This is a genomic window from Peribacillus sp. FSL K6-5616 (assembly GCF_038008245.1).
Taxonomy (GTDB): domain Bacteria; phylum Bacillota; class Bacilli; order Bacillales; family DSM-1321; genus Peribacillus; species Peribacillus frigoritolerans.
Window position 1 is genome coordinate 3,118,211 of record NZ_JBBOYT010000001.1, and the last position, 23,891, is coordinate 3,142,101.

A 23,891-nucleotide genomic window follows, 5' to 3' on the forward strand; every position below is an offset into this window, starting at 1 on the left:
CCCGGGATCATTCATTGATAAAATAAACCTTGTCAATTTTGCCTTCGAGCATGATTTCTTCCGGCAAAATCGTCTTTATGACAAAGGCATTTCCCTTTATCAGCAACTGCCCATTTTTCAGCATCAATCGTACTTCGCTGTCTGTAAAAGCCAATAGGCCACGATGGTTTTCAATATAAATATGTAATTGTCCGATCATTGTAATTCGCGGCAGGTCCATCATGACATCTTGCGGAAGGTCCATTGTTTTGGTCATAAGCTGTTTCACTTTTTTTCCCCAATTGCGTGCCATAAAAAAGAACCCCCTTTCATCTCAATGTATGAGATTACTTACAGACTGTAGCTATGATATAAGTTAATCTTAATACCATACTATTCTTTAGGAGTTCATAACATGCTAATTAAAACAGTAGCCATCTATAATCGAATCTCAAGGGATAATAACGAATCTGAAGATGTTCTACTTAATCACAGGACAATTACTAAAAGATTATGCGAATCAAAATCATATAAGTACAAGTTATATGAAGAGATTGAATCGGGAGGCAAGTTTGAAGAGAGAAAAGTCCCATTACAATTACTTAAGGATATTGCACAAGGCTTGTATTAAAGAATTCAGTAAAGACAGAAATAAAACAGATGGTCTTACTAGTGCTTGTCGGGAATGTAATAACAACCGAGAGTAAAAACGAAAGGAAAATGGTGATAATTTTACCAACGAGCAGAAGCTAGCAGCCTTTAAGAAGTACGGTAGATACTGTCAAATCTGCAAAAGCACTAGTAATTTTGATGTAAATCATAAACTTCCACAAAAGGTATGTAATTCTCATACAGCTAGTAATGACGACAATACTTGGATGTTGTTAAAGGTTGCAATAATGCAAAAGGAACACGAATCCTAATAGAAGTGATTCGAACCATACCAAATGAAATTTAGGACCAATGTTTTTAAGGAAATTCGCTAATGCAATCGATGAAGATAAATAATTAGGTGTCCCCCTATCCTCGAAAACACTAGTACTTTTGAGAGGGATCGGACACTTTCAGAAGGGGATAGATAGAGATGTATGGCGCAAGTGGCAAAGCCTCCATTTGCCCAAAACAACATCTCTATTTATCGTCTGGGAAAGTTATAAACAATACAGAAGGAGAACGATACAGGAATTAACAGAAAGTCTGTTGTAGAATATCTTAAAGCGTTGTTTGAAGAGGAAATCCTATACTGTGTATACTTTCAAATCAATCATTCAATTACAAAGAACTACTACACAAGATGGGTTCATAAAGAACAAACTGCTGAATGGGCAATATCGCTTGTAGAATCCCATTACAAGACTGATAAAAGCAAATTTAAAGATGGAGCGCCTAGAGTATAGACGAAAGAGGAGTCTCTTAATTGAGGCTCTTTTTGTATATTGGAGCGGATCATTGAACGTATTGGAGGAAAGCATCTGTATACACCCATGATGGTGTGAAAAAACCGATACGAAGCGCATTTTGATTAAGCAAAGTCAATTTACAGTTAAGAATTTTGTTATATGTTTGAAGGAAAAGGGTTTTATATGTAAGTGTCAAAATCACCCGTAATACAGTCCTCTGATAAATTTAATAACTCTGTTTGAAAATCTTCTTGTATTTTATCCGTATCACTAAGCAGAAATGGCTTTTCTAATTCGTATTTAAATCAGTTATTGTTTTAAGGTAAATCCCCAACCTAACATGGTAGGGATTTCTGTTCGAATGGATAAATCAGAGAAACAACTAGGAGAGAGCTATATCCGATGGCCACCTTTTAGTTTATGGCTATAAGGCCTACGATATAAGACTTTTTTTCTGTAATAAGAAATGCACACAAGCCAATTCCTTCTATTTTAAATATATTGATAACATAATTTGAAAGGAGATGATAGATATGGATCTAAGTAACAATAAATGCTCATGCAGACAATGCAGCACATGTATTCCGTGCGGACCTAAGGGGCCTCAAGGGAAAACAGGTCCTCAAGGGCCTCGGGGGCCTCAAGGGCCTGAGGGGCCTCAAGGGCCTCAGGGGCCTCAAGGGTCTCAGGGGCCTCAAGGGCCTCAGGGGCCTCAGGGGCCTCAGGGGCCTCAGGGGCCTCAAGGGCCTCAGGGGCCTCAGGGGCCAGGGGGTGCTTTGGCTTATGGATCATTGTATAATCCGTCTGAAATTTTTGTCACAGTGTCTCAGGTAAGTCCACTTGCTTTGGGGCAGAAGGTTGTATTCACTACTCCTGGGCCGTTATTAGAAACAGCTCCATTTCCTCCTGGTCCTGGCCCTTATACTGATCTTGAGGTTTTGACTGCTGGGGTATATGAGATCAGCATGGATTTAACAGCTAGCCTTATTAATGCTTCTAACTTGGCGTTTAATACCGAAGTACAGTTCAGGTTATTCATAAACGATACAACTCCAGTTCTTGAAAGCACTTTTGAATCCTTTAATCGTATTACAGGCGGACCAGGCGGTAACCCGCCGCAACTTGAAATTAGAAACACGATAGGAAGAACAATCCAACTGCGATTAGCCGCAAACGATAGGCTAAGTATTAGGGTAATAGCTGCATCTCTCAATGTAATGTATAGGTATCCTTCAATAGTGGTTACAAAAATCGCCAACTAATTCCCTAAATGGGACAAGCCAAAGTCCGTAAATAGGAGAACGAAGAGTCCACCCTCAAGGTTGTGGGCTTTTTCTGTTTTACAACTTTCAGATGCTTATTGACCGTTGTGGTTTTTAGTTTCACAGGTAAATTAAACGAAGTCTCATCCCTTCTTCACCTGAACTTCCCCGTTCGTCCATAAAAAAACCGCCGAAAATGGCAGCTGTAACTGAAGTAAAGCACTCGTTAGTTGAATAGTACTTCAGTAAGAGAAAGCCCCCTATTCAAACGACATGTAATAAAGTTATTATAATTTGTATTTCTAGTATCGCCAATATTCAACTATAGGATTAAATAATACTCTGCCTACAAAGAGAATCACTGTTTCCAGGTATATACAATCGAGTTACTAGAGCTTCAACATTTCAGTTTTTCATGTAAAAGAAACTAAAAAAAGTGATAATAAGGATTGAATTTATCTTCTTTAACCATCTGCCGTATAATCCAATAACCAATTTTCCCTGATATTTCCAGACCATTAATGATAAAGCCAAGCATTCCTAACAAACCAAAGGTTGCGTTAAGAAGAAATACCTTGGGTTGTGGTTACTTTACCATCGGTTTTACCATCTAGCATGAACGATTGAAGTTACCAAAAGTGAACATACCAAAGGTGACCTCATCTCACTTCCCAAAAAATCCTAAAGTTATCGACAAAGCAAAGAACCCCCTTTCATCTCGATGTATGAGATTACTTACAGACTGTAGCTATGATATAAGTTAATCTTAATACCCTACTATTCTTTAGGAGTTCATAACATGCTAATTAAAACAGTAGCCATCTATAATCGAATCTCAAGGGATAATAACGAATCTGAAGATGTTCTACTTAATCACAGGACAATTACTAAAAGATTATGCGAATCAAAATCATATAAGTACAAGTTATATGAAGAGATTGAATCGGGAGGCAAGTTTGAAGAGAGAAAAGTCCTATTACAATTACTTAAAGATATTGCACAAGGCTTGTATGATGGACTAGTTGTAGTTGAACTCAGTAGGATTGCTCGTGATAATCTCTATTCACAAATGATTGCAAAGGTATTAGAAGAGAATGATGTACCTATCATCACTCCAAGCAGAATATTCAATCTGAACGATGAATCAGACCGTTTTATGTTAGATGTATCTTTAACATTTATATAATTCTTCCTGTGTAGGTTTCATTTTTAAGTATGGTATTAATAGAAGTTAAAGTGAATGCTTTACCAGTTCTCGTTTTTTGTCCTGTTAGCTTTCTAACGATAGTGGGGATTCCATTACCGTTCTCAGCATAGTTGAATATCTGTCGAACAAGGTTAGCTTCTGATTCAACTATTACAAGCTTCTTGTCATCCCCTCGTATGTATCCAACGGGAGGGACACCTTGCACCCATTGACCTCGTCTTACACCTTCTATTTTACCGTTCCTCATTCTGCGAATGATAGTTTTTAACTCTTTACTTGATATCATCGATTCATAACGTGCGTAATGCTTCGAGTTTGTAGAGCTAACTCTTCACAAGTGTTATTAGACTAAAACAGTATAAAACAATGTAGCTGAAGTCAACCTGGGTGCAAACTAAATATAATACCTTTTATGACCTCCTATTTAACTAACTAATCCCTCCTTGTCCTTGTCCTTGCACACCCACCTATTTACAAAGCATATGATAAGTTGACTATTTAACATCTGGAGGACAATCAATAATGTATTCAAATGAAGATTTCTATAATTATCATCCATATTATAATGGATATTTTCGTCAAACGAATGACACCCAATTAGCAAGCGATATTCAGAAAGCAATTAATGCGGAGTTTAGTGCTATTGCTTGTTATGAAAAGTTAGCCAATAACGCACCTACACAGGATGAAAGGAACAAAATACTTGAGATTCAAAAAGATGAAAGACGTCATCTTGAAGAGTTCAGCGGAATTTATACAAATTTAACAGGTAGGCAGCCCACTTATAAAATCACTGAAGAATGTCCTGAAAAGTATAGAGCAGGAATCGAATTTGCCTTTAAAGATGAACAAGAAGCCGTTGATTTTTATTTAGATATAGCAGATAAGGCACAGGATACTTTCATTAAAGAAAGATTTCGACGTGCAGCAGCAGACGAACAAAATCACGCTGTATGGTTTTTGTTATATTTTTCAATAAATCCAAAGGTAACGCACACCGAACGGCAAGTCAGAAATAAAATTGAGGTAAAAGATTATGGACCGAAACCATTTGTAGTGAATATCAATGAGGCTACGAAGCAAAACAGTACCTATCGTACCGCTTTATGGACAGGAAAACATTTGCAAGTTACATTGATGAGTCTTAACGTTGGTGAAGATATTGGTTTAGAAATTCACCCTAACCTTGACCAATTTTTACGTATTGAAGAAGGTCAAGGGATTGTTCAAATGGGCAAGAGAAAGGATAATTTAGACTTTGTAAGAAACGTTTATGATGATTCTGCCATTATGATACCTGCAGGAACATGGCACAATGTAACCAATACAGGTAATACCCCTTTAAAACTTTACTCGATATATGCTCCTCCACAACATCCATTGGGTACGGTTCATGTAACTAAAGAAGATGCAATAGCTGCGGAAGAAGGCTACGGTCATGGCAATGGAGATACAACAGTTATTTCTGGTAAGACTCCAGATGAATGGATACGGTACACTGAATTTTTGGTAAAAGAAGGGTTAGAGGATGTTAAAAGAGGAATAAATGCAACACACATTCTTCAAGAATTTATTCTAATGGGAGTTCTTGTAGGGAAAGGATATTCTCCCGAAAAAGCATATGAAACAGTAGAAGAATGGGAACGTACAGGAGAATCAAAACTTCTTCAGCAAAGCAAAAACATGTAGAATTAGAGAATTTTGGATTGGCGAATCCCTTTTATTACTACATTAAAGACATAAAACAAAATGTCAAATCCACGATCGGGTTGCTGAGGAAGAGAGAACTAAGATAAAGGCTCGCCAAGCTGAAGGCATAGCATCGGCAAAGGCACAGGGTAAACACCTAGGAAGACCTAAAACATCTATTACATCCGAATTTGAAGAGGCTTATAAGTAATGGAAAGCAGGAGATACCACTGCAGTTGAAGCAATGAAGAAATCAAATATGACTAAGGCTACATTCTATCGTAAGGTTAAGGAATATGAAGCAAACTAAGGAGACTCCATCAAGGTGTCTCTTTTTGTTTAACAAGTCCACATGGGGGGTATATTTCAACATTTTCACTGGTGTCTTTGGCAGGTTATACCCATAGTCGGTTCATCACACGCCATAAAAAATTCAGACTTTCTTTAGCTAGAGTAGAGAAAAAAAAGAACCCTCTTTAAAACATTTCATATGTATGAAATGAAAGAGGGTTCTAGCACAAAATTATAAGTGAATGAAAGTCTATTTTTTCATGCTCATTAGATGACGGTCTAAAATAAGGCCGGGGCTCCGAATCACCTTCTGGACCTCTGAAGACTTCTCTTCGCCCTTGGCGGTCCCAGCACTTCTGACATGATGATGCCATCAATCAGCTGCTTTTTGCCGAAAGACGGTCCTTTCCGATAGACCGGACTGTTTTTATCAGAAATCGTTGATGTAAGTTGATCTGCCTTCGCTTTTTGATACAAACGCTCTTGATCATACTTCTGTTGAATCCGTCTAAGCTCCGCAATCCTTTCATTCGCTTCGTTCTTCGTCTCATCGATCACTTCTGCAGCCTGTGCTGGCTGCTGTTCGACTTTCCTTACGGGAGCAGGAGCAGGCGTTTGCTGCTGATTCCCTTGCTGCATTTCACCTTGAAGCTCCTGCATGACCTCCTGCCATTTCTTTTTCGGAGGGGTGTTAGGATTTTGAGCCTGTTTTTTCTTTCCTAACATGGACGTTAAAATACCGATCAAGACAATGATAAGGAATGGGTTCTTGAGAAAGAAATCAATAAAATCTCCCATTTAAAGACCTTCCTTCCCTGACCTAATTATTATTATGGTTATTGTTGTTATCTTTTGGATTTTCGGATATTTTACTGATGGAACCGCGCATATCCGTATCGGCCGTGATATTTTGGATATTCATATAATCCATCACTCCAAGGTTTCCGCTTTTCAGTGCATCGGCCATGGCCAGCGGAACTTCCGCTTCGGATTGAACAACCTTCGCTCTCATTTCCTGAACACGGGCAACCATTTCCTGTTCAAGTGCAACAGCCATCGCACGTCGTTCTTCGGCCTTTGCCTGGGCTATTTTCTTATCGGCTTCGGCTTGGTCCGTCTGTAAGATGGCCCCGATATTTTTACCGATATCCACTTCAGCAATATCAATGGAAAGAATTTCGAATGCCGTCCCTGAATCCAACCCTTTCGATAAAACCGTTCTTGAAATCAAATCGGGATGTTCCAGTACATCCGTATGCATTTGCGAAGCACCGATCGTCGATACGATCCCTTCCCCTACACGGGCAATGATCGTCTCTTCACCGGCACCACCGACCAGGCGTTCAATATTGGCCCGGACCGTGATCCTTGCCTTCGCTTTCACTTCAATACCATTCATCGCTACACCTGAGATGAATGGAGTTTCGATCACTTTCGGGTTAACGCTCATTTGAACGGCTTGCAGTACATCACGACCGGCAAGGTCAATGGCTGCACCCCGTTCGAATGGTAACGTGATATTGGCGCGTTCTGCAGCAATTAATGCATTCACCACTCGATCGACATTACCGCCTGCAAGGTAATGGCTCTCCAATTGATTCGTCGAAACATTGATTCCAGCCTTATGGGCCTTGATAAGGGGATTGACGACCCTGCTTGGTATAACACGGCGAAGCCTCATCCCAACTAATGTAAATATACTGATTTTGACTCCTGCCGCTAAAGCGGAAATCCATAACATGACTGGTACGAATGTGAAAAACACTGCCAATACGATGATAGCAGCAATCACTGCCAGTACAATAAATATCGTTCCTGAAGTTATCACTTAATGATTCATCCTTCCTGTATCTTATAATTTTAATTTGAATCCGGAATTTCCCGGACGACTACCCTTGATCCTTCAACTTTAACGATAATGATTGACGAACCTTTGGAAATAAAGCTTCCTTCGGTCACGACATCCACTCTTTCTTCTTTGACCAAAGCTGTTCCTGAAGGCCTCAAATCTGTAAGGGCCTTCCCTTCTACACCTAATAAATCCAAACGATTCGGATTGCTGACATATCCTTGTTCCGTTTTTGTTGCATCGGTTAATATCATTTTCCTGAAAAATTTCATCTGTTTTCCAAACACCTTTACAAGTAGGATGAATACCAAAATGGATACGGTGACCGCAATTAGCAAGGAGATCGTCATATGGACCGGATCACCCGTCGCGAGGAATAGACTCCCCACTACCGCTGTAAACCCGAGCAGCCCGATAATCCCCCCTGGGATAAAAAATTCAATTAGTACGAGAATGACCCCAATGATGAACAGCGCTAACGATTCGTATCCGGTGATACCGGCGACAAGATGACCATAGAAGAATAAGACAAGACTGGTGATTCCAATTACGCCCGGAATTCCAAAGCCGGGTGAAAACAATTCCATCACAATCCCGATTCCCGCTATCGTCAATAAAATGGGAACGACGATCGGGTTGGTCAAAAAGCGGGCTAGCTTCTCAGGAAAGCTTTCTTCGATTGACCGAATATCAGCATCTTCAACCCCAAGTATACTATACAGCTCCGCTTTTCCAGAGACAGTGCCTTCGCTATACCCAGCCTTTTTTGCCTGTTCGGCTGTAAATGTCAGCAACTTCCCTTTTTCCGCTCCATATTCGGGTAGATCGATGTCAACATCCGCCATCGCCTGGGCGTATATGGGATCACGTCCATTTTGTTCAGCAGCAGTCTTCATGGCAGCCAACCAATAAGATTGCGCTTTCTTACTTGCAGCGTTCCCTGTTGAATCAATCACAGCTGCAGATCCCATGGTGGCACTCGGAACCATATAGATCTCATCCGCACTTAAAGAAATGTATGCCCCTGCAGATAAAGCCCTATTATTGACATAGGCAACTGTCTTTATTGGTGAATCCGCCAGTAACTTTGCAATTTCCCCTGCTGCATCCACAGCACCTCCAGGGGTATTCACCTCGAAAACGACAAGATCTGCATCTGCTGCTTCAGCAGTGGTCAGTGCTCGTTCCAAAAAGGCCGAGAGTCCCTTTTCCACCGTTTCTTCAATGGGTACATGGTAAACGATCTTCTCGTTTGCAGATACCGTCGCTCCACCAAAGGAAGACATGGTGAACAGCAATCCAAATAGGAGTACAGATAAATAACGCCAAATTTTCAACGGAACGCCCCCTTTCCCGTATTAAACGCGGTAAGTGTCCCATTATCCAGGAACCTACCAGTAAATTCAGCCCGCAACTAAAATTCGAATAAGGAGCAATTGAAGCAACCCTTTACCCTGTTCTTTAGTTATTACGTATGTATATGAAAAAGGTTTCAAAAAAAGCAAATAAAATTAAAAGTGCCACAATTATCTTGGGCTTCGTTTCAATAATATACGCATAAAATTCATGAAATACACAAAAACCACAGGCAATTTGCCTGCGGTTAGGTTTCGAGTTTTAAGTTTAGAGTTTAAGATAGATGTTGTTGTACTAATTTGTTAACTAGAGAACCATCCGCTTTACCTTTAACTTTAGGCATTAAAGCTCCCATAACTCGGCCCATATCTGCTTTGGATGTTGCATTGACTTCTAAAATCGTTTCGTTAACGATTTTAGAAATGTCTTCTTCTGAAAGTTGCTGAGGCATATATGCCTCTACGTATACTAGTTCGGTGCGGACTTTATCCACGAGATCTGAACGACCTGCGTTTTCAAACTCCTGGAGGGAGTCTTTGCGTTGTTTTAATTCGCGAGAGAGCACTGTCAATTCTTCATCATCTGTTAAATCCTGTCTCAGCTTCAAGGCTTCGTTTTGAATAGAAGCTTTCAGCATCCGAATAACAGATAGTTTGTCCTTTTCCTTGTTCTTCATCGCTTGTTTCATATCATTATTTAAACGCTCGAGAAGACTCATCTTTCCACCCTCTCTTAGAATTTACGTTTTCTTGCAGCTTCAGACTTTTTCTTACGTTTTACGCTTGGTTTTTCATAAAATTCACGCTTCCTAGCTTCCTGAAGCGATCCTGCTTTAGATACAGTACGTTTGAAACGACGAAGAGCATCTTCAAGCGATTCGTTTTTACGAACGACGGTTTTAGACATCTCTTTCCCTCCCTCCGAAAACAACACACTAACTCAAGTTGTCAACATGTTATACATGTACTAAACAATTATAATATATCATCTTTAGCAGGTCAACCAATAAAATCAAACTTATTTTGAATATAATCATGTTATTATCATATTTTTTCACCAAACGATGATTCAACTTGCATGAAAATCCAATTTATAGCATGTCTCCCGTTAATGGGCCATAAGCTTACTATGAGGTGACAGTCATGCATGAGCTATTTTTATTCCTTTTATTCATTGCGATATTTTTGGCAGGTATGTCAGTTTTACGTATCGGACTGTTCAATATGTCCGGTGCAGCATTAAAAACCTTTCTCTCAAAGGTTACCGATAAGCCATGGAAAGGCTTCTTGGCCGGAACCATCTTTACCGGGATCCTGCAGAGCAGCTCGGCGGTCATGGTCATGACGGTCGGCCTCGTTTCCGCAGGAAGCTTAACATTCCCGCAAACAATCGGGATTATTCTTGGAACGAATATCGGATCCACCTTTACAGCAGAGTTCATGACTTTCTCTTTGGATCGTTGGATCATTCCCGGTGTCGTAAGCGGCGCTTTCCTTTGCTTCATGCCAAAAGCATTACCGAGAAGCCTAGGAATGTCCCTGATCGGAATCTCGGCCATCTTCGCGGCGATGAGCGGTTTTAAAACGCTTTCGACACCTATTGCAGCCTATCCATCCATACAAACGCTTATCCAGTACATAGAGGGCCATATGAGTTATGCCCTGATTGCCGGGTTATTATTGACGGCACTCATTCACTCCAGTTCTGCAACCATCGGGATAGCCATGAGTTTTTTGATGAATGGGGAGTTATCCGTGTCCTCGGCAATCATCATCATGCTCGGATCGAATATCGGCACTTGCATCACCGGATACATGGCCAGCATCGGTTCTGGCAGACAAGCTGCCTTCACAGCTTATGCACATATTTGGCTGAACATCATCGGGGTTGCCGCATTCCTGCCTTTTGTGGACATCCTGGAAAGTACGGCTGCCTATTTCACCGAAAACAAAGGGACACAGCTCGCGCATGCCAGTGTCATTTTCAATATCTTGACTTCTTTGGCCGTCTTGCCATTCGCACGGCGATTCTCCAACCTCATTCTTTTGGTGCATCGGCCACACTTAAAAAAATAAGGCTGTCCAAAAGTCATTGGCAACTGACTATGGGACAGCCATAAATAAGATAGACATAACCTAAACGCATGGATATTAAGGGCGGTAAACGATTTCAGCTAATCTTTTTATAATTAGTTTTATGGTTCAATAAGCTCAAACCACTCAATAATACAACAGCTACTATCAAAATCAGCAAACTTTCATTAGAGAATGATGTTAGATAAAAAGCAGTTACTGCCATTATAAATAAAACGGTTATTGAAGTGTAAAATTTCACCATGCATTAAACCATTCAAAATGAAAACCCAATTTAATATAAGCATGTTTACTCCCTGTTTGATACCTCCTAATATCTATTAAATCCACAATAAACTTATTTTTGAATGTATGGGTTCCAAAAATGATACAGGTCCTCTTTTTTATGGAAGAAATAAGCCAATAAAATTGCCAGTTGAATTATTTTTGGAATCAATAAAAAACAGGCGGAGAAAAAATAATTCATTTTTCTCCGCCTGCTTTGTTTTAGGGAATTATACGGTCCTTACAATATCAATAATCGGAATCAGCTGTTAAGCCCTTCACGATGGAGACACCTGCACTCGCTCCAATTCTTGTTGCACCAGCTTCAATCACATTCTGGGCATCGCTCGTGTTGCGGACCCCGCCTGAAGCTTTGACACCGATATTAGGGCCAACCGTTTTTCTCATAAGCGCGATATCTTCAACTGTCGCTCCGCCGGTCGAAAAACCAGTTGATGTTTTCACATAATCCGTTCCGGCTTTTACGGCCAATTCACATGCACGGACTTTTTCTTCATCGGTCAATAAAGAAGTTTCAATGATCACTTTTGAAAGAGCCTTACCAGTGGATGCCGCTACCACAGCACGAATATCCCGCTCTACCAACTCATCATCCTTGTCCTTCAATGCGCCGATATTGATCACCATATCGACTTCGTGAGCACCATTGGCGATGGCATCTTTCGTTTCAAAAGCTTTGGTTTCCGGTGTGGTTGCACCTAGAGGGAAGCCGATAACCGTACAAACCTTCACTTCTGAACCTTCCAAAAGTTCACTTGCATATTTCACCCAAGTTGGGTTTACGCATACGGAAGCAAAGTTATACTCTCTCGCTTCTTCGCATAATACCTTTATTTGCTCTTTGGTTGCATCTGCTTTTAATAACGTGTGGTCAATTAAACCTGCTACATTTTGTGACATTAATAAATCCTCCTCAAAAACAATCTATACCTAGTTGTACGTACCTCTCATGATACCATAGTTTAACCAGTTTGACGATATATATAGTCTTTACCCGAAAGTGCCAAGAAAACACATCTAAAAAAGGATAATAAAAAAAGACAGCGATAAACCGCTGTCTTAGATATTGGATGCTTGTTGCAACGGAAAATCCTTCACGACCGTCACGAACTGACCTTCACTAAATGGATAGCCAGATTTTGTGATTTTAACTTTGACGATTTCACCGACCATTTCTTCCGATGCCTGGAAGACGACTTTCATGTAATTATCTGAGTAGCCCTCATAAAGTCCATTTTCCAACTTCGTTTCAGGAATGACTTCCAGAACTTCCCCCTCGAATCGGGAGGCATACTCTTTTGCCAACTGATCCGACAACGTAATAAGGCGGTGGACTCGTTCATTTTTGATATCTTCATCCACTTGATCTCCCATACGGGCAGCTGGAGTCCCTGTCCGTTTTGAATAAGGGAAAACATGAAGTTCGGAGAATTTATATTTTTCTATAAAGTTATATGTCTCCATGAATTCTTCTTCAGTTTCACCCGGGAAACCTACGATGACATCAGAGGTAACAGCAAGACCCGGAAGTGCAATTTTCAGCTTTTCGATTCGATCACCGAAGAAATCCATCGTATATTTACGTCTCATCCGTTTTAGAACGGTATCGGAACCCGATTGGATTGGTATATGCAAATGACGTACCACTTTTTTCGAATTCGTCAGCACTTCAATGATCTCATCTGTAATTTGGCTGGCTTCAATGGATGAAATACGGATACGCTTCAGCCCATCGACTTTTTCCAAGTCCCGCAGCAGCATCGCCAAATTATAGTCTTTCAAATCATCTCCGTAGCCGCCCGTATGAATTCCGGTAAGGACTAGCTCTTTATAGCCTGCCTCGACAAGCTGTTCAGCCTGGTGAACGACTTCCTTTGGATCGCGGGAACGCATCAAGCCACGTGCCCAAGGAATGATGCAGAAAGTGCAGAAATTATTGCAGCCTTCCTGAATCTTCAGTGAAGCGCGTGTACGGTCTGTGAAAGCAGGTACATCCAACTCTTCGTAGACACGGTTTTTCATGATATTTCCTACGGCATTGATTGGTTCACGCTCAACCTTGAATTGCTCAATGTAATCAAGCAGTTTAACCCTGTCTTGTGTTCCTACAACAATATCCACACCTGGTATGGCCATGATTTCTGCCGGCGATGTCTGTGCGTAACATCCCGTTACCGCTATGACGGCATTCGGATTCTTACGAATGGCACGACGGATGACCTGACGGCTTTTCTTATCGCCAGTGTTTGTCACCGTGCATGTGTTGATGACATATACATCTGATGTATTTTCAAACTCAACACGATCATATCCCCCAGTTTTGAATAATTGCCATATAGCCTCTGTTTCATAATGATTCACTTTACAGCCTAATGTATGGAAAGCGACCGTTGCCATTTTTCATCACCTCAAAAGTTCTACATGATAAGAAACAGCGGAAAGTGCATATAAAGGTGCTGTTTCAGTTCTTAATATTCTTGGTCCAAGACCGCAAGCCATAAAACCGGCATCAGTCAGTTTTTCAATTTCCTTATCTGCTAAACCACCTTCAGGCCCAAAAACGAATAGGATGGATTGCCCAGCAGTAATATCTTTCAAGACAGAAGCGAGTACAGAAGTTTCCCCCCGTTTTGCCTCTTCTTCAAAAGCGATTAATTTATGATCGAAACCGGAAGCATACCCAGCTAGCTGATCTGCCGTCATCGGTTCCTTGATGGCAGGGATAACCGTGCGGTGAGATTGCTCAGCCGCCTCTTTTGAAATCTTCTGGAGCCTCTCCAATTTCTTGCCTACCTTTTTGTGGTCCCATTTTACCACCGAACGAGCAGCAATAAAAGGGATAAATTCAACGGCACCCAGTTCAGTGCCCTTTTGAACGATATATTCCAATTTATCCCCTTTAGGCAGACCGCTCGCAATCACTACCCTTACAGGAAGTTCCTTTTCTTCATTCTTCCATTCGGTTACCGTACCTATTACGGCATCATCAGTAATTTCCGAAATTTCCGCGATAGCCGTCATGCCATTACCTTTCACCGTGATGATCCGCTCACCTGGTCCCATTCTCATCACCCTGGCGATATGGTGAAAATCATCACCTGATATCGTCACCATGTTTCCATTGATATCTGCTTCGTTAAGAAAATACCGTTGCACACTGCCACCTACTTCGTCTAGTCTAAATAACTCACAGGCTAACAGTCAGGAATCCAGAATGCAAGCCGTGCAAAGATTCAAGCTAAAAAAAGGTACTCTGACTATCAAAAAAACCGATAATCAGAGTAACTTTTCCAATTAAGCATTTCTTTTTGCGATTATTGCCACCCAATCTTCCATCAAGATCGTTTCCTCAACGGTGAAACCAGATGCTATAATCGCTTCCTTCACATCTTGTTTCTTAGTTTGAATGATTCCGGAAGCGATGAAATATCCGCCAGGTTTAACGACTTTCGCTACATCATCCGTAAAACGCATGATCACTTCGGCAAGAATATTAGCCACGACGATATCCGCTTGTTCATTTACACCATCCAGTAAGTTGCCTTGTGACACGGACACTTTATCCTGCACGTTATTTATTTCAACGTTTTGCTTGGCTGACTGTACTGCCACTTCATCCAAATCAAGTGACTGGATTCGTTTTGCATCCAATAATGCAGCTGCAATGCTTAGAACACCAGAACCAGTTCCTACATCAACGACTAAATCCCCAGGCGTTACTGTTCGTTCCAGCGCTTGGATGCACATGACCGTCGTCGGGTGTGTTCCCGTTCCGAAGGCCATGCCTGGATCAAGTTCAATGATCAATTCGTCACTGCTTACCGGAGTATAGTCTTCCCACGTTGGCACGATGGTAAAACGTTCGGATATCTTGACGGGGTTATAATATTTTTTCCAAGCCGTCGCCCACTCTTCTTCATTCACTTCACTAATTGAAACAACATTTTTCCCAAGGTCAATATCAAAAAGAAGGAGATTATTGATTGATTCCTTAATAGCATCAATGGTATCGCCAAGGAAGCTGTTAACGGGCAGATAAGCCTTAATGACTACACCTTCATCCGGATAATCATCGGGGTTTAAGTGGTAGATTTCGCCAAAAACATTTTCACGTTCCTTGACTAATTCTAGAGGATCCTCAATGACAACACCGCTCGCACCTGCCTCATGAAGAATATTCGAAACAGGTTCAACCGCTTCATTCGTTGTTTGGATTGCAAATTCAGACCACTTCATAATCTACCAACTCCCAATTTGTTCTTTTTACTTTTATTCACCTATCTTTAAAAGCACGCTTTACTTTTGAGAAAAAGCCATCTTCTTGTTCATCAACACCTTGTCCGCTGATATCACTGAACTCACGAAGCAGGTCCTTTTGTTTTTCCGTTAATTTCTTAGGGGTGACCACTAATACGACCACATGCTGATCTCCTTGGCCATATCCTCTGACATTCGGAACTCCTTTGCCCTTTAAACGGAAACGAGTGCTAGTTTGTGTACCTGCTGGAATCTTCAGCTTCACTTTTCCATGCAGCGTCGGAACTTCTATTTCATCGCCTAATGCTGCCTGGGCAAAAGTAACCGGCATTTCACAATAAATATCATCGCCATCCCGTTCAAAGAATTCATGGCTGCGCACATGGAAGACTACATACAGGTCTCCTGCGGGACCGCCATTGATTCCAGGCTCGCCTTGGCCTGTTACACGCAACTGCTGGCCATCATCAATTCCTGCTGGTACCTTGACTTGGATTTTTTTGCGTTTTTGGACTTTTCCGTCGCCGCCGCATGTTGAACATTTATTAGGAATGATTTTTCCTGTTCCTTGACAATGGTGACATGCTCTCCGGTTCACAATCCTTCCGAACGCTGTGTTTTGTTCAACATTCAATTGACCGGTTCCCTGACAATGTGAACAGTTTTCCACCTTTGTACCTGGTTTGGCACCGGATCCTTTACATGTACCGCAATCCTCTTCACGCGGAATTTCGATTTCGGTATCTTTTCCGAATGCAGCCTCTTCAAACGAAAGCGTCATCGTATACTGTAAATCCGCTCCTTGACGCGGTGCATTAGGATCTCTCCTGCGTCCGCCGCCACCAAAGAAGCTACTGAAAATATCTTCAAAACCGCCGAAACCGCCAAAGTCCTGACCGCCAAAGCCTTGATTGGGATCTGTATGTCCGAATTGGTCATAATGGGCTTTTTTCTGTTCGTCACTCAATACTTCGTAAGCTTCCTTGATTTCCTTGAATTTATCCGCAGCATCGTCCGCTTTATTAATATCAGGGTGATATTGTTTGGAGAGCTTTCGATACGCTTTTTTGATTTCATCCTTCGAAGCACTTTTCGAAAGGCCTAACACCTCATAATAATCGCGTTTACTCATATCTAAAATCCACTCCCGATTCGATTCACATAAAGGTAATATTATCACTGAACGAAGATAATAATCAACTAGAAAAGTACAAACGGCTTTAACACATTTTTGAAAATGGCATTGCCAGCCCCAATTTGCACACATTTTTCTCTAAAATCCCACGATTCCCCATCAGTGATTGCAACAATGTTTCCATTCACTGTAAAAAAAGCCAAAGTCAAGATAACCTGACTTTGACTTTTTTACAATGGAGCAGAATACTGCCCGATATATCAGTGTCCCGATTGGGGCACTTTTTATTTTTTCTCTTCTTCGTTTACTTCAGTGTATTCAGCATCAACGACATTATCGTCTTGAGCAGACTCGCCAGCACCCGCTTCGCCAGCTTGCTGAGCCTTTGCCGCTTCTTCATAAAGCTTCATTGTCAAAGCTTGAACGATTTCGTTAAGTGCATCTTTTTTCACGCGGATTTCTTCAAGCTCATTTTTCTCGATTGCAGCTTTCAGTTCATCCTTCGCTTCATTCGCTTTTGTCACTTCCGCTTCGTCCACTTTACCTTCTAGATCTTTAAGCGTTTTTTCCGTTTGGAAAACTAATTGATCTGCTTCGTTACGAAGTTCAACTTCTTCTTTACGTTGTTTATCGCTATCGGCATTTTCTTCCGCTTCACGTACCATGCGTTCGATCTCTTCATCAGAAAGGCCAGAAGATGATTTGATGGTGATTGCTTGTTCTTTGTTCGTACCAAGATCTTTCGCACGAACGTTCACGATACCGTTTTTATCGATATCGAATGTCACTTCAACTTGCGGAACTCCACGCGGTGCCGGTGGAATGTCACTCAATTGGAAACGACCAAGAGTTTTGTTATCCGCTGACATTGGACGCTCACCTTGAAGGACATGGATATCAACTGCCGTTTGATTATCAGCCGCTGTCGAGAATACTTGTGATTTACTTGTCGGAATCGTAGTATTACGGTCAATCAGTTTCGTGAATACTCCGCCCATCGTTTCAATTCCAAGTGAAAGTGGAGTTACATCAAGAAGGACAACGTCTTTAACATCACCTGTCAATACGCCACCTTGAATTGCAGCACCCATAGCCACCACTTCATCAGGGTTTACACCTTTGCTTGGTTCTTGACCGATTTCCTTTTTGATCGCTTCAACGACAGCAGGAATACGTGTAGACCCACCAACAAGGATTACTTTGTCGATTTCAGATGCTGAAAGACCAGCATCTTTCAATGCTTGACGAGTCGGTCCCATAGTACGTTCCACAAGACCTGTGGAAAGCTCATCGAATTTAGCTCTAGTCATCGTAACATCCAAGTGAAGCGGTCCAGCTTCCCCAGCAGTGATGAATGGTAAAGAAATTTGAGTTGACGTTACGCCGGAAAGATCTTTTTTCGCTTTTTCAGCTGCATCTTTCAAACGTTGAACCGCCATTTTATCTTTTGAAAGGTCGATGCCGTTTTCTTTCTTGAATGCTTCAACCAGGTAATCGATGATGACTTGGTCGAAATCATCCCCACCTAGACGATTGTCGCCAGCTGTGGACTTAACTTCGAAAACGCCGTCTCCAAGTTCCATGATCGACACGTCAAATGTACCGCCGCCAAGGTCGAATACAAGGATCGTTTGATCTTCTTCCGTTTTATCCAAACCGTATGCAAGTGCTGCAGCTGTCGGTTCGTTGATGATACGTTCCACTTCAAGGCCGGCAATTTGACCAGCATCCTTAGTTGCTTGACGTTCTGCATCATTGAAGTAAGCAGGTACAGTGATAACCGCTTTTGTGACTTTTTCGCCAAGATACTCTTCAGCGTATGATTTCAAGTATTGAAGGATGATTGCAGAAACTTCTTGAGGTGAGTATTCTTTTCCTTCAATTACTTCTTTATGGTTGGTACCCATATGGCGTTTAATGGAAATGATCGTGTTAGGGTTTGTAATCGCTTGGCGTTTTGCCACTTCCCCTACTTGCCTTTCTCCATTTTTGAATGCCACTACGGATGGTGTTGTACGGTTTCCTTCCGGATTCGGGATTACTTTTGGTTCCCCGCCTTCAAGTACAGATACACAAGAGTTTGTTGTACCTAAGTCAATACCAATAATCTTGCTCATAGTTTCACTACCTCCCAATTATTTATATGTAAAAAATCCTATTCGTTCACTTTTACCATTGCAGGTCGAATCACACGGTCTTTAAGAAGGTATCCTTTTTGGAATTCCTCGACGACGATGTTCGAACCGAAGTTTTCATCTTGAACTTGCATGACCGCTTGATGCAAACGCGGATCGAACTCTTCGCCAACCGAACTGATCGGTTCGATGCCTTCTTTAGCCAATGCACCAGTAATCGCTTTATAGACCATTTCCAGGCCGGATAGCAAGGATTTCGTCTGTTCATTTTCCGCTTCGATTTTTGTTGCTCTTTCAAAATTATCAAGAGCCTCCACTAAATCACTAGCAATACTTTGAACTCTATATTTTTGAGCCGCCTCCATATCAAGCTTGGCACGGCGTCTTGAATTATCAAAATCGGCCTGCAGACGAAGATAACGGTTATCCATTTCTTCGATTTTCGCCTCAAGTTCGGCAATTTTTTCATGAGCCAATTGAAGTTCATCTTTTTCAACCGGACCATCGTTTTCTTCCGCTGGAATTTCTTCTTCAGCGAAAACTGCTTCTGCAGCGCTTTCCTCGATTGTTTCATTTCCCAATATTTGTTCTTCGTTTTTATTTTCTGTCACAATCTCACCTCCCTAAAAGGGTTATACAATTTATGCTAAAGTAATATGCCAGGCCGCGGAATACACTCCTCCGCCACCTTAACAATATTACCTTTGCTACTATTTTTGATACAGTTTGGTCATCAGGGCCGTTAAATCTTTCGAGAAAAACGAAAGCAAACTGATCACTCGCGAATATTCCATTCTCGTTGGACCCAATATGGCCAATGTGCCAACTTGCTCCTGCCCGATTGAGTAGGTTGCCGTAATCAAACTGCAGTCATCGAGCACTGTGTTTTGATTTTCACGGCCGATCTTGACGTGGATGCCCGATGGATTTTGAGTAATTAGTTCATAAAATCCCTGTTCCTGCTCAATCATCGATAAAAGCGTGCTTACTTTCGCAATATCATGGAACTCCGGCTGCCTCAGCATATTCGTTTTCCCGCCGAAAAATATTTTTTCGGGCTTTGTGTCCGTCAGGGTCTCCGCAAGGACCGAGACCATCGATCCATAGTTATGAATGTGGCGGCTCAATAGAACGGCAACTTCCTTATAGATCTTATCCTTTAGATCAACTAGCGGAACATCGACCAAACGGGAATTCAATATGTTCACCATCTTTTCGATTTCGTTTATATCAAAAGAAGGCGGTAAGGAAATCATTCGATTTTCCACATGACCTGTATCCGTAATAATGATGGCTATTGCCGTTTCAGGACTTAAGGGAATGATCTGGATTTTTTTCAGCTTATGCTCATTCACTTTTGGTCCGAGTACAATCGCCGTATAATTCGTCAGTTCCGAAAGGATTTTCGCTGACTTCTGAACGATCTTTTCCAATTCATAAATTCGTTCTACAAAAACGGATTTTAATATCTTCACTTCATTCTTTTTCGGAGCTTGAGGAGAAAGTAAATGATCCACATAATATCTATACCCTTTTTCAGAGGGGATCCTACCGGAAGAAGTATGGGTTTTTTCTAAAAACCCCATTTCTTCAAGGTCAGACATTTCGTTGCGAATTGTGGCAGAGCTGAACGTGATTTCATCTTTCTTCGACAAGCTTCGTGACCCGACTGGCTGGGCAGAATGGATGAAATCCTCGATTATCACTTGTAGAATCAATAATTGACGATCAGTTAGCATGTATGATCACCTCTGTTAGCACTCTGTCTCATCGAGTGCTAATATACTAATAAATTATCAAATGCAGCTTATGATGTCAACAATGAAAACCGCTAATTCATCGTTAAAATAACATGGATTTCCTTCAGTCGGAATCAATAACGCCTAAAAATGTTTGGAACACTTCATTTCCCAGCAGTTTGCCCCGCTCAGTCAAGCGCACGAACCCGCCTTCCACCTTAAGCAAACCCTTTGCCGATCCTTCTTCGAGCGGTTTCCTGAAAATATCCGTCATTTCTACAAAAAATTTATTCTTGAAGATTTCCAATGAAACTCCTTGCGTTTTCCGGAGACCCAAAAACATCTCCTCTTCCATCCGTTCATGAAGCGGTACTGGGTGTTCTTCCAACACAGGCAGCTCGTTCGAAAGCAATGGGGTGATATATTTCTTCACAGGCCCATGATTGGCCACCCTTTTACCTCCAGTATAGCCATGTGCACCGGCACCAATCCCATAATACTCCACATTATCCCAATATGTCAGGTTGTGCCTGCTTTCAAACCCAGCCCGGGCAAAATTACTGATTTCATATTGATGCAGACCATGCTTCTCCATCTCTTCCATCAGCCTCTCATACATCGAAGCCTCGAGCTCCTGCGGCGGCAGGTTTAATTTACCTCTTCGCATCTGATTATAAAAAACCGTCTTCGGCTCAACGATCAACGAGTAGCTTGAGTAGTGCGGCAATTGAAGGGCGATCGCTTTATCCAGCGTATCCTTGAAATCTTCCATCGTTTGGCCCGGCAATCCATAAATCAAGTCGATGCTTATATTCGTAAAGCCAACTTCTTGAGCCAAATGGATCGTTTCATATACTTCTGAAGCCCGGTGGGTCCGGCCAATTCGTTTTAATAATTCATCATTGAAGCTTTGCACTCCAAAGCTAAGTCTATTGACCCCTGAATCATAAAGTATCTTGAGTTTTTCCCTTGAAAGATCCCCGGGATTGGCTTCAAATGTATATTCAGCATTCTTGGGATCAAAGGGCAGGGTTTCATTGATTGCTTCACATAAGAATGCAAGCTGCTTTTCATCCAGTGAGGTCGGTGTCCCTCCACCGACGAAAACCGTATCCAAACCTGCAGTCGGGTATTTGGAAAGCTGCATCGCCATTTCCCTTTTCATCATCTGTAAATATTCGTCGACCGGCTGTCCCTGCAAAAATACTTTATTGAAATCACAATAGTGACAAATATGTTCACAAAATGGTATATGGAGGTAGGCGCTTTTGATCATTGTGTTCACAACCTTTTAATCGAATGAGTCGATAGAAAAAGAGGCTAGATCTCCTCTACCCTCTTTTTTCTACCTATCGTTTATTTTATTTATTTTTTTGGTGTCGTATCATCCATTTTCAAAACAGCCATGAAAGCTTCTTGCGGAACTTCAACTGAACCTACTTGTTTCATCCGCTTTTTACCTTCTTTCTGTTTTTCGAGCAACTTACGTTTACGGGAAATATCGCCGCCGTAACATTTAGCCAATACGTTTTTGCGCATTGCACTAATCGAAGAACGGGCGATGATTTTTTGCCCGATCGCCGCTTGGATCGGCACTTCGAATTGTTGCCTTGGAATCAATTTCTTCAATTTTTCAACAATGACTTTACCGCGTTCATAAGCAAAGTCCTTATGAACGATGAAACTTAAAGCATCGACAGTTTCAGCATTCAGTAAGATATCCATCTTCACAAGCTTGGACGGTTGGTAGCCAATCAGCTCATAATCGAATGAAGCATAGCCTCTTGTATTGGATTTCAATTGATCGAAGAAATCATACACGATTTCCGATAATGGAATTTCATAATGAATGCTCACACGAGTCTCATCGATATATTCCATATCAATGAAGTTACCGCGTTTATTTTGACAGATTTCCATGATCGCCCCGACAAACTCCGTCGGTGCCATCATCGTCGCTTTGACATATGGCTCCTCGACACGTTCGATCTTTTGAGCATCAGGCATATTGGACGGGTTATCCACTTTCAGGACCGTTCCGTCCGTTTGCACCACATCATAAATAACACTCGGTGCAGTGGTGATCAGATCGATTTTGAATTCACGTTCAATCCGTTCCTGGATGATTTCCATATGAAGGAGCCCAAGGAATCCGCAACGGAAACCGAAGCCTAATGCTTGCGATGATTCCGCTTCGAACTGAAGCGCTGAATCGTTCAATTCCAATTTCTCCAATGCATCCCGTAAATCATTGAATTTCGATGCGTCAATTGGGTATAGACCGCAATATACCATCGGATTCATCTTCCTGTAACCCGGCAATGGTTCTGTTGCACTATTCACGGCACTCGTGATCGTATCACCGACAGTCGTATCACCAACGTTTTTAATGGATGCCGTAAGGAAACCTACATCACCGACGTTCAGTTCATCCAAAAGCTGTGTTTTAGGGTTGAAAACACCCAATTCGGTAACATCGAATTCCTTGCCAGTGGACATCATTTTGATTTTGTCGCCCACTTTAATGGACCCCTCAACAACACGGATATAGGCAACTACACCGCGGTACGCATCAAACAGTGAATCGAAAATAAGCGCCTTGAAAGGAGCATCCGGATCACCTTGCGGAGCTGGAACCAATTCAACTACCTGTTCCAAAATCTCCTCGATTCCGATTCCCGCTTTAGCCGAAGCCAAAACTGCATCGGAAGCATCCAATCCGATCACTTCCTCGATTTCTCCGCGCACCCGTTCCGGATCTGCACTCGGCAAATCAATTTTATTGATGACCGGAATGATTTCAAGGTTGTTGTCCAAAGCTAAATACACATTTGCAAGCGTTTGGGCCTCTATTCCCTGTGCCGCATCGACAACAAGGACAGCGCCTTCACAAGCTGCAAGGCTTCGTGACACTTCATACGTAAAATCGACATGTCCCGGTGTATCAATAAGATGGAAGATGTATTCTTCTCCATCTTTCGCGTTATATTTCAATTGAATCGCATTCAATTTAATCGTAATTCCACGCTCACGCTCTAAATCCATGGAATCCAACAGCTGACTCTTCATTTCACGCTGAGTCATGGCGTTCGTTTTTTCAATGATACGATCCGCCAATGTAGATTTACCATGATCGATATGAGCGATGATGGAAAAGTTACGAATTTTTGATTGTCTTTTTAATTTTTCTTCTCTATTCATGACGTTCACTCCC

The 23,891-nt window shown here is 41.7% G+C and carries 22 protein-coding genes and 1 pseudogene; 6 read left to right on the forward strand and 17 right to left on the reverse strand.

Translation table 11 applies throughout. The annotated features are described in order from the left end of the window. Positions 1-7 precede the first annotated feature (7 nt). Complete coding sequence (gene yqfC, locus MHB45_RS14950; RefSeq protein WP_034308511.1) at positions 8-292, reverse strand: sporulation protein YqfC; 285 nt, start codon at positions 290-292, stop codon at positions 8-10. 102 nt (positions 293-394) lie between these two features. Here yqfC and MHB45_RS14955 point away from each other — a divergent pair, with 102 nt between their 5' ends. The 3 genes from MHB45_RS14955 to MHB45_RS14965 all read left to right on the forward strand — a co-directional run bounded on the left by MHB45_RS14955 (position 395) and on the right by MHB45_RS14965 (position 3,827). After that, a complete protein-coding gene (locus tag MHB45_RS14955) occupies positions 395-610 on the forward strand; it encodes a hypothetical protein (RefSeq protein ID WP_048686960.1) in 216 nt (71 codons plus the stop codon). 1,545 nt (positions 611-2,155) lie between these two features. Continuing rightward, a complete protein-coding gene (locus tag MHB45_RS14960; RefSeq protein ID WP_142953095.1) occupies positions 2,156-2,641 on the forward strand; it encodes a hypothetical protein in 486 nt (161 codons plus the stop codon). A gap of 799 nt (positions 2,642-3,440) precedes the next feature. Further along, a complete protein-coding gene (locus MHB45_RS14965; protein ID WP_340907949.1) occupies positions 3,441-3,827 on the forward strand; it encodes a recombinase family protein in 387 nt (128 codons plus the stop codon). Here MHB45_RS14965 and MHB45_RS14970 read toward each other — a convergent pair. Beyond that, positions 3,820-4,134, reverse strand: a complete 315-nt coding sequence (locus tag MHB45_RS14970) for a recombinase family protein (protein WP_081088669.1) — start codon at positions 4,132-4,134, stop codon at positions 3,820-3,822. The genes MHB45_RS14965 and MHB45_RS14970 overlap by 8 nt on opposite strands. Before the next feature lie 236 nt (positions 4,135-4,370). On the opposite strand from MHB45_RS14970, the gene MHB45_RS14975 reads away from it, so the two are divergent. Both MHB45_RS14975 and MHB45_RS14980 read left to right on the forward strand, forming a co-directional pair. After that, positions 4,371-5,537, forward strand: coding sequence for a cupin domain-containing protein (locus MHB45_RS14975; protein WP_142398460.1), 1,167 nt, complete (start codon positions 4,371-4,373; stop codon positions 5,535-5,537). Positions 5,538-5,601: 64 nt separating this feature from the next. After that, positions 5,602-5,847 (forward strand): annotated as a pseudogene (locus MHB45_RS14980) (recombinase family protein); the annotation flags it as partial. Between the two features lie 284 nt (positions 5,848-6,131). On the opposite strand, the gene MHB45_RS14985 reads toward MHB45_RS14980, so the two are convergent. From MHB45_RS14985 to rpsU, 5 genes are all read right to left on the reverse strand, one after another. Then, positions 6,132-6,626, reverse strand: a complete 495-nt coding sequence (locus tag MHB45_RS14985; protein WP_048682893.1) for a hypothetical protein — start codon at positions 6,624-6,626, stop codon at positions 6,132-6,134. Between the two features lie 22 nt (positions 6,627-6,648). Next, positions 6,649-7,638: a flotillin-like protein FloA gene (floA, locus tag MHB45_RS14990; RefSeq protein ID WP_373567482.1), complete on the reverse strand. Its 990-nt coding sequence runs from the start codon at positions 7,636-7,638 to the stop codon at positions 6,649-6,651. Between the two features lie 50 nt (positions 7,639-7,688). Beyond that, positions 7,689-9,008, reverse strand: a complete 1,320-nt coding sequence (locus tag MHB45_RS14995) for an NfeD family protein (RefSeq protein WP_397330407.1) — start codon at positions 9,006-9,008, stop codon at positions 7,689-7,691. A 299-nt stretch (positions 9,009-9,307) separates the two neighbouring features. Continuing rightward, positions 9,308-9,751, reverse strand: a complete 444-nt coding sequence (locus MHB45_RS15000; RefSeq protein ID WP_048682886.1) for a GatB/YqeY domain-containing protein — start codon at positions 9,749-9,751, stop codon at positions 9,308-9,310. Between the two features lie 14 nt (positions 9,752-9,765). Next, entirely contained in the window at positions 9,766-9,939 is a 174-nt protein-coding gene (gene rpsU / locus MHB45_RS15005) for a 30S ribosomal protein S21 (protein ID WP_028391853.1), read from the reverse strand. A gap of 236 nt (positions 9,940-10,175) precedes the next feature. On the opposite strand from rpsU, the gene MHB45_RS15010 reads away from it, so the two are divergent. Beyond that, on the forward strand, positions 10,176-11,108 hold the full coding sequence (locus tag MHB45_RS15010) for a Na/Pi symporter (protein ID WP_072273237.1): 933 nt from the start codon (positions 10,176-10,178) through the stop codon (positions 11,106-11,108). Between the two features lie 531 nt (positions 11,109-11,639). Here MHB45_RS15010 and deoC read toward each other — a convergent pair. From deoC to lepA, 10 genes are all read right to left on the reverse strand, one after another. Continuing rightward, on the reverse strand, positions 11,640-12,311 hold the full coding sequence (gene deoC, locus MHB45_RS15015) for a deoxyribose-phosphate aldolase (RefSeq protein WP_048682875.1): 672 nt from the start codon (positions 12,309-12,311) through the stop codon (positions 11,640-11,642). Positions 12,312-12,470: 159 nt separating this feature from the next. Further along, positions 12,471-13,808 carry a tRNA (N(6)-L-threonylcarbamoyladenosine(37)-C(2))-methylthiotransferase MtaB gene (gene mtaB, locus MHB45_RS15020; protein ID WP_072273238.1) on the reverse strand — a complete coding sequence of 446 codons (1,338 nt, stop codon included), beginning with the start codon at positions 13,806-13,808 and terminating at the stop codon, positions 12,471-12,473. Between the two features lie 6 nt (positions 13,809-13,814). Continuing rightward, entirely contained in the window at positions 13,815-14,567 is a 753-nt protein-coding gene (locus tag MHB45_RS15025) for a 16S rRNA (uracil(1498)-N(3))-methyltransferase (RefSeq protein WP_034308528.1), read from the reverse strand. 138 nt (positions 14,568-14,705) lie between these two features. Continuing rightward, a complete protein-coding gene (prmA, locus tag MHB45_RS15030; RefSeq protein ID WP_034308530.1) occupies positions 14,706-15,647 on the reverse strand; it encodes a 50S ribosomal protein L11 methyltransferase in 942 nt (313 codons plus the stop codon). Positions 15,648-15,684: 37 nt separating this feature from the next. After that, positions 15,685-16,800, reverse strand: coding sequence for a molecular chaperone DnaJ (gene dnaJ, locus MHB45_RS15035; protein WP_048682866.1), 1,116 nt, complete (start codon positions 16,798-16,800; stop codon positions 15,685-15,687). Positions 16,801-17,087: 287 nt separating this feature from the next. Next, positions 17,088-18,920, reverse strand: a complete 1,833-nt coding sequence (gene dnaK, locus MHB45_RS15040) for a molecular chaperone DnaK (protein ID WP_034308533.1) — start codon at positions 18,918-18,920, stop codon at positions 17,088-17,090. 38 nt (positions 18,921-18,958) lie between these two features. After that, positions 18,959-19,549 carry a nucleotide exchange factor GrpE gene (gene grpE / locus MHB45_RS15045; RefSeq protein WP_318260715.1) on the reverse strand — a complete coding sequence of 197 codons (591 nt, stop codon included), beginning with the start codon at positions 19,547-19,549 and terminating at the stop codon, positions 18,959-18,961. A gap of 99 nt (positions 19,550-19,648) precedes the next feature. Beyond that, positions 19,649-20,677 (reverse strand): heat-inducible transcriptional repressor HrcA, encoded by a 1,029-nt coding sequence (hrcA, locus tag MHB45_RS15050; RefSeq protein WP_048682856.1) that lies wholly within the window; start codon positions 20,675-20,677, stop codon positions 19,649-19,651. 124 nt (positions 20,678-20,801) lie between these two features. Continuing rightward, the gene (gene hemW / locus MHB45_RS15055; RefSeq protein WP_072273240.1) at positions 20,802-21,953 is read right to left on the reverse strand and encodes a radical SAM family heme chaperone HemW; all 1,152 of its coding nucleotides are present in this window, start codon (positions 21,951-21,953) and stop codon (positions 20,802-20,804) included. An 89-nt stretch (positions 21,954-22,042) separates the two neighbouring features. Then, positions 22,043-23,878, reverse strand: a complete 1,836-nt coding sequence (gene lepA / locus MHB45_RS15060; RefSeq protein ID WP_034308543.1) for a translation elongation factor 4 — start codon at positions 23,876-23,878, stop codon at positions 22,043-22,045. Between the last annotated feature and the right edge of the window lie 13 nt (positions 23,879-23,891).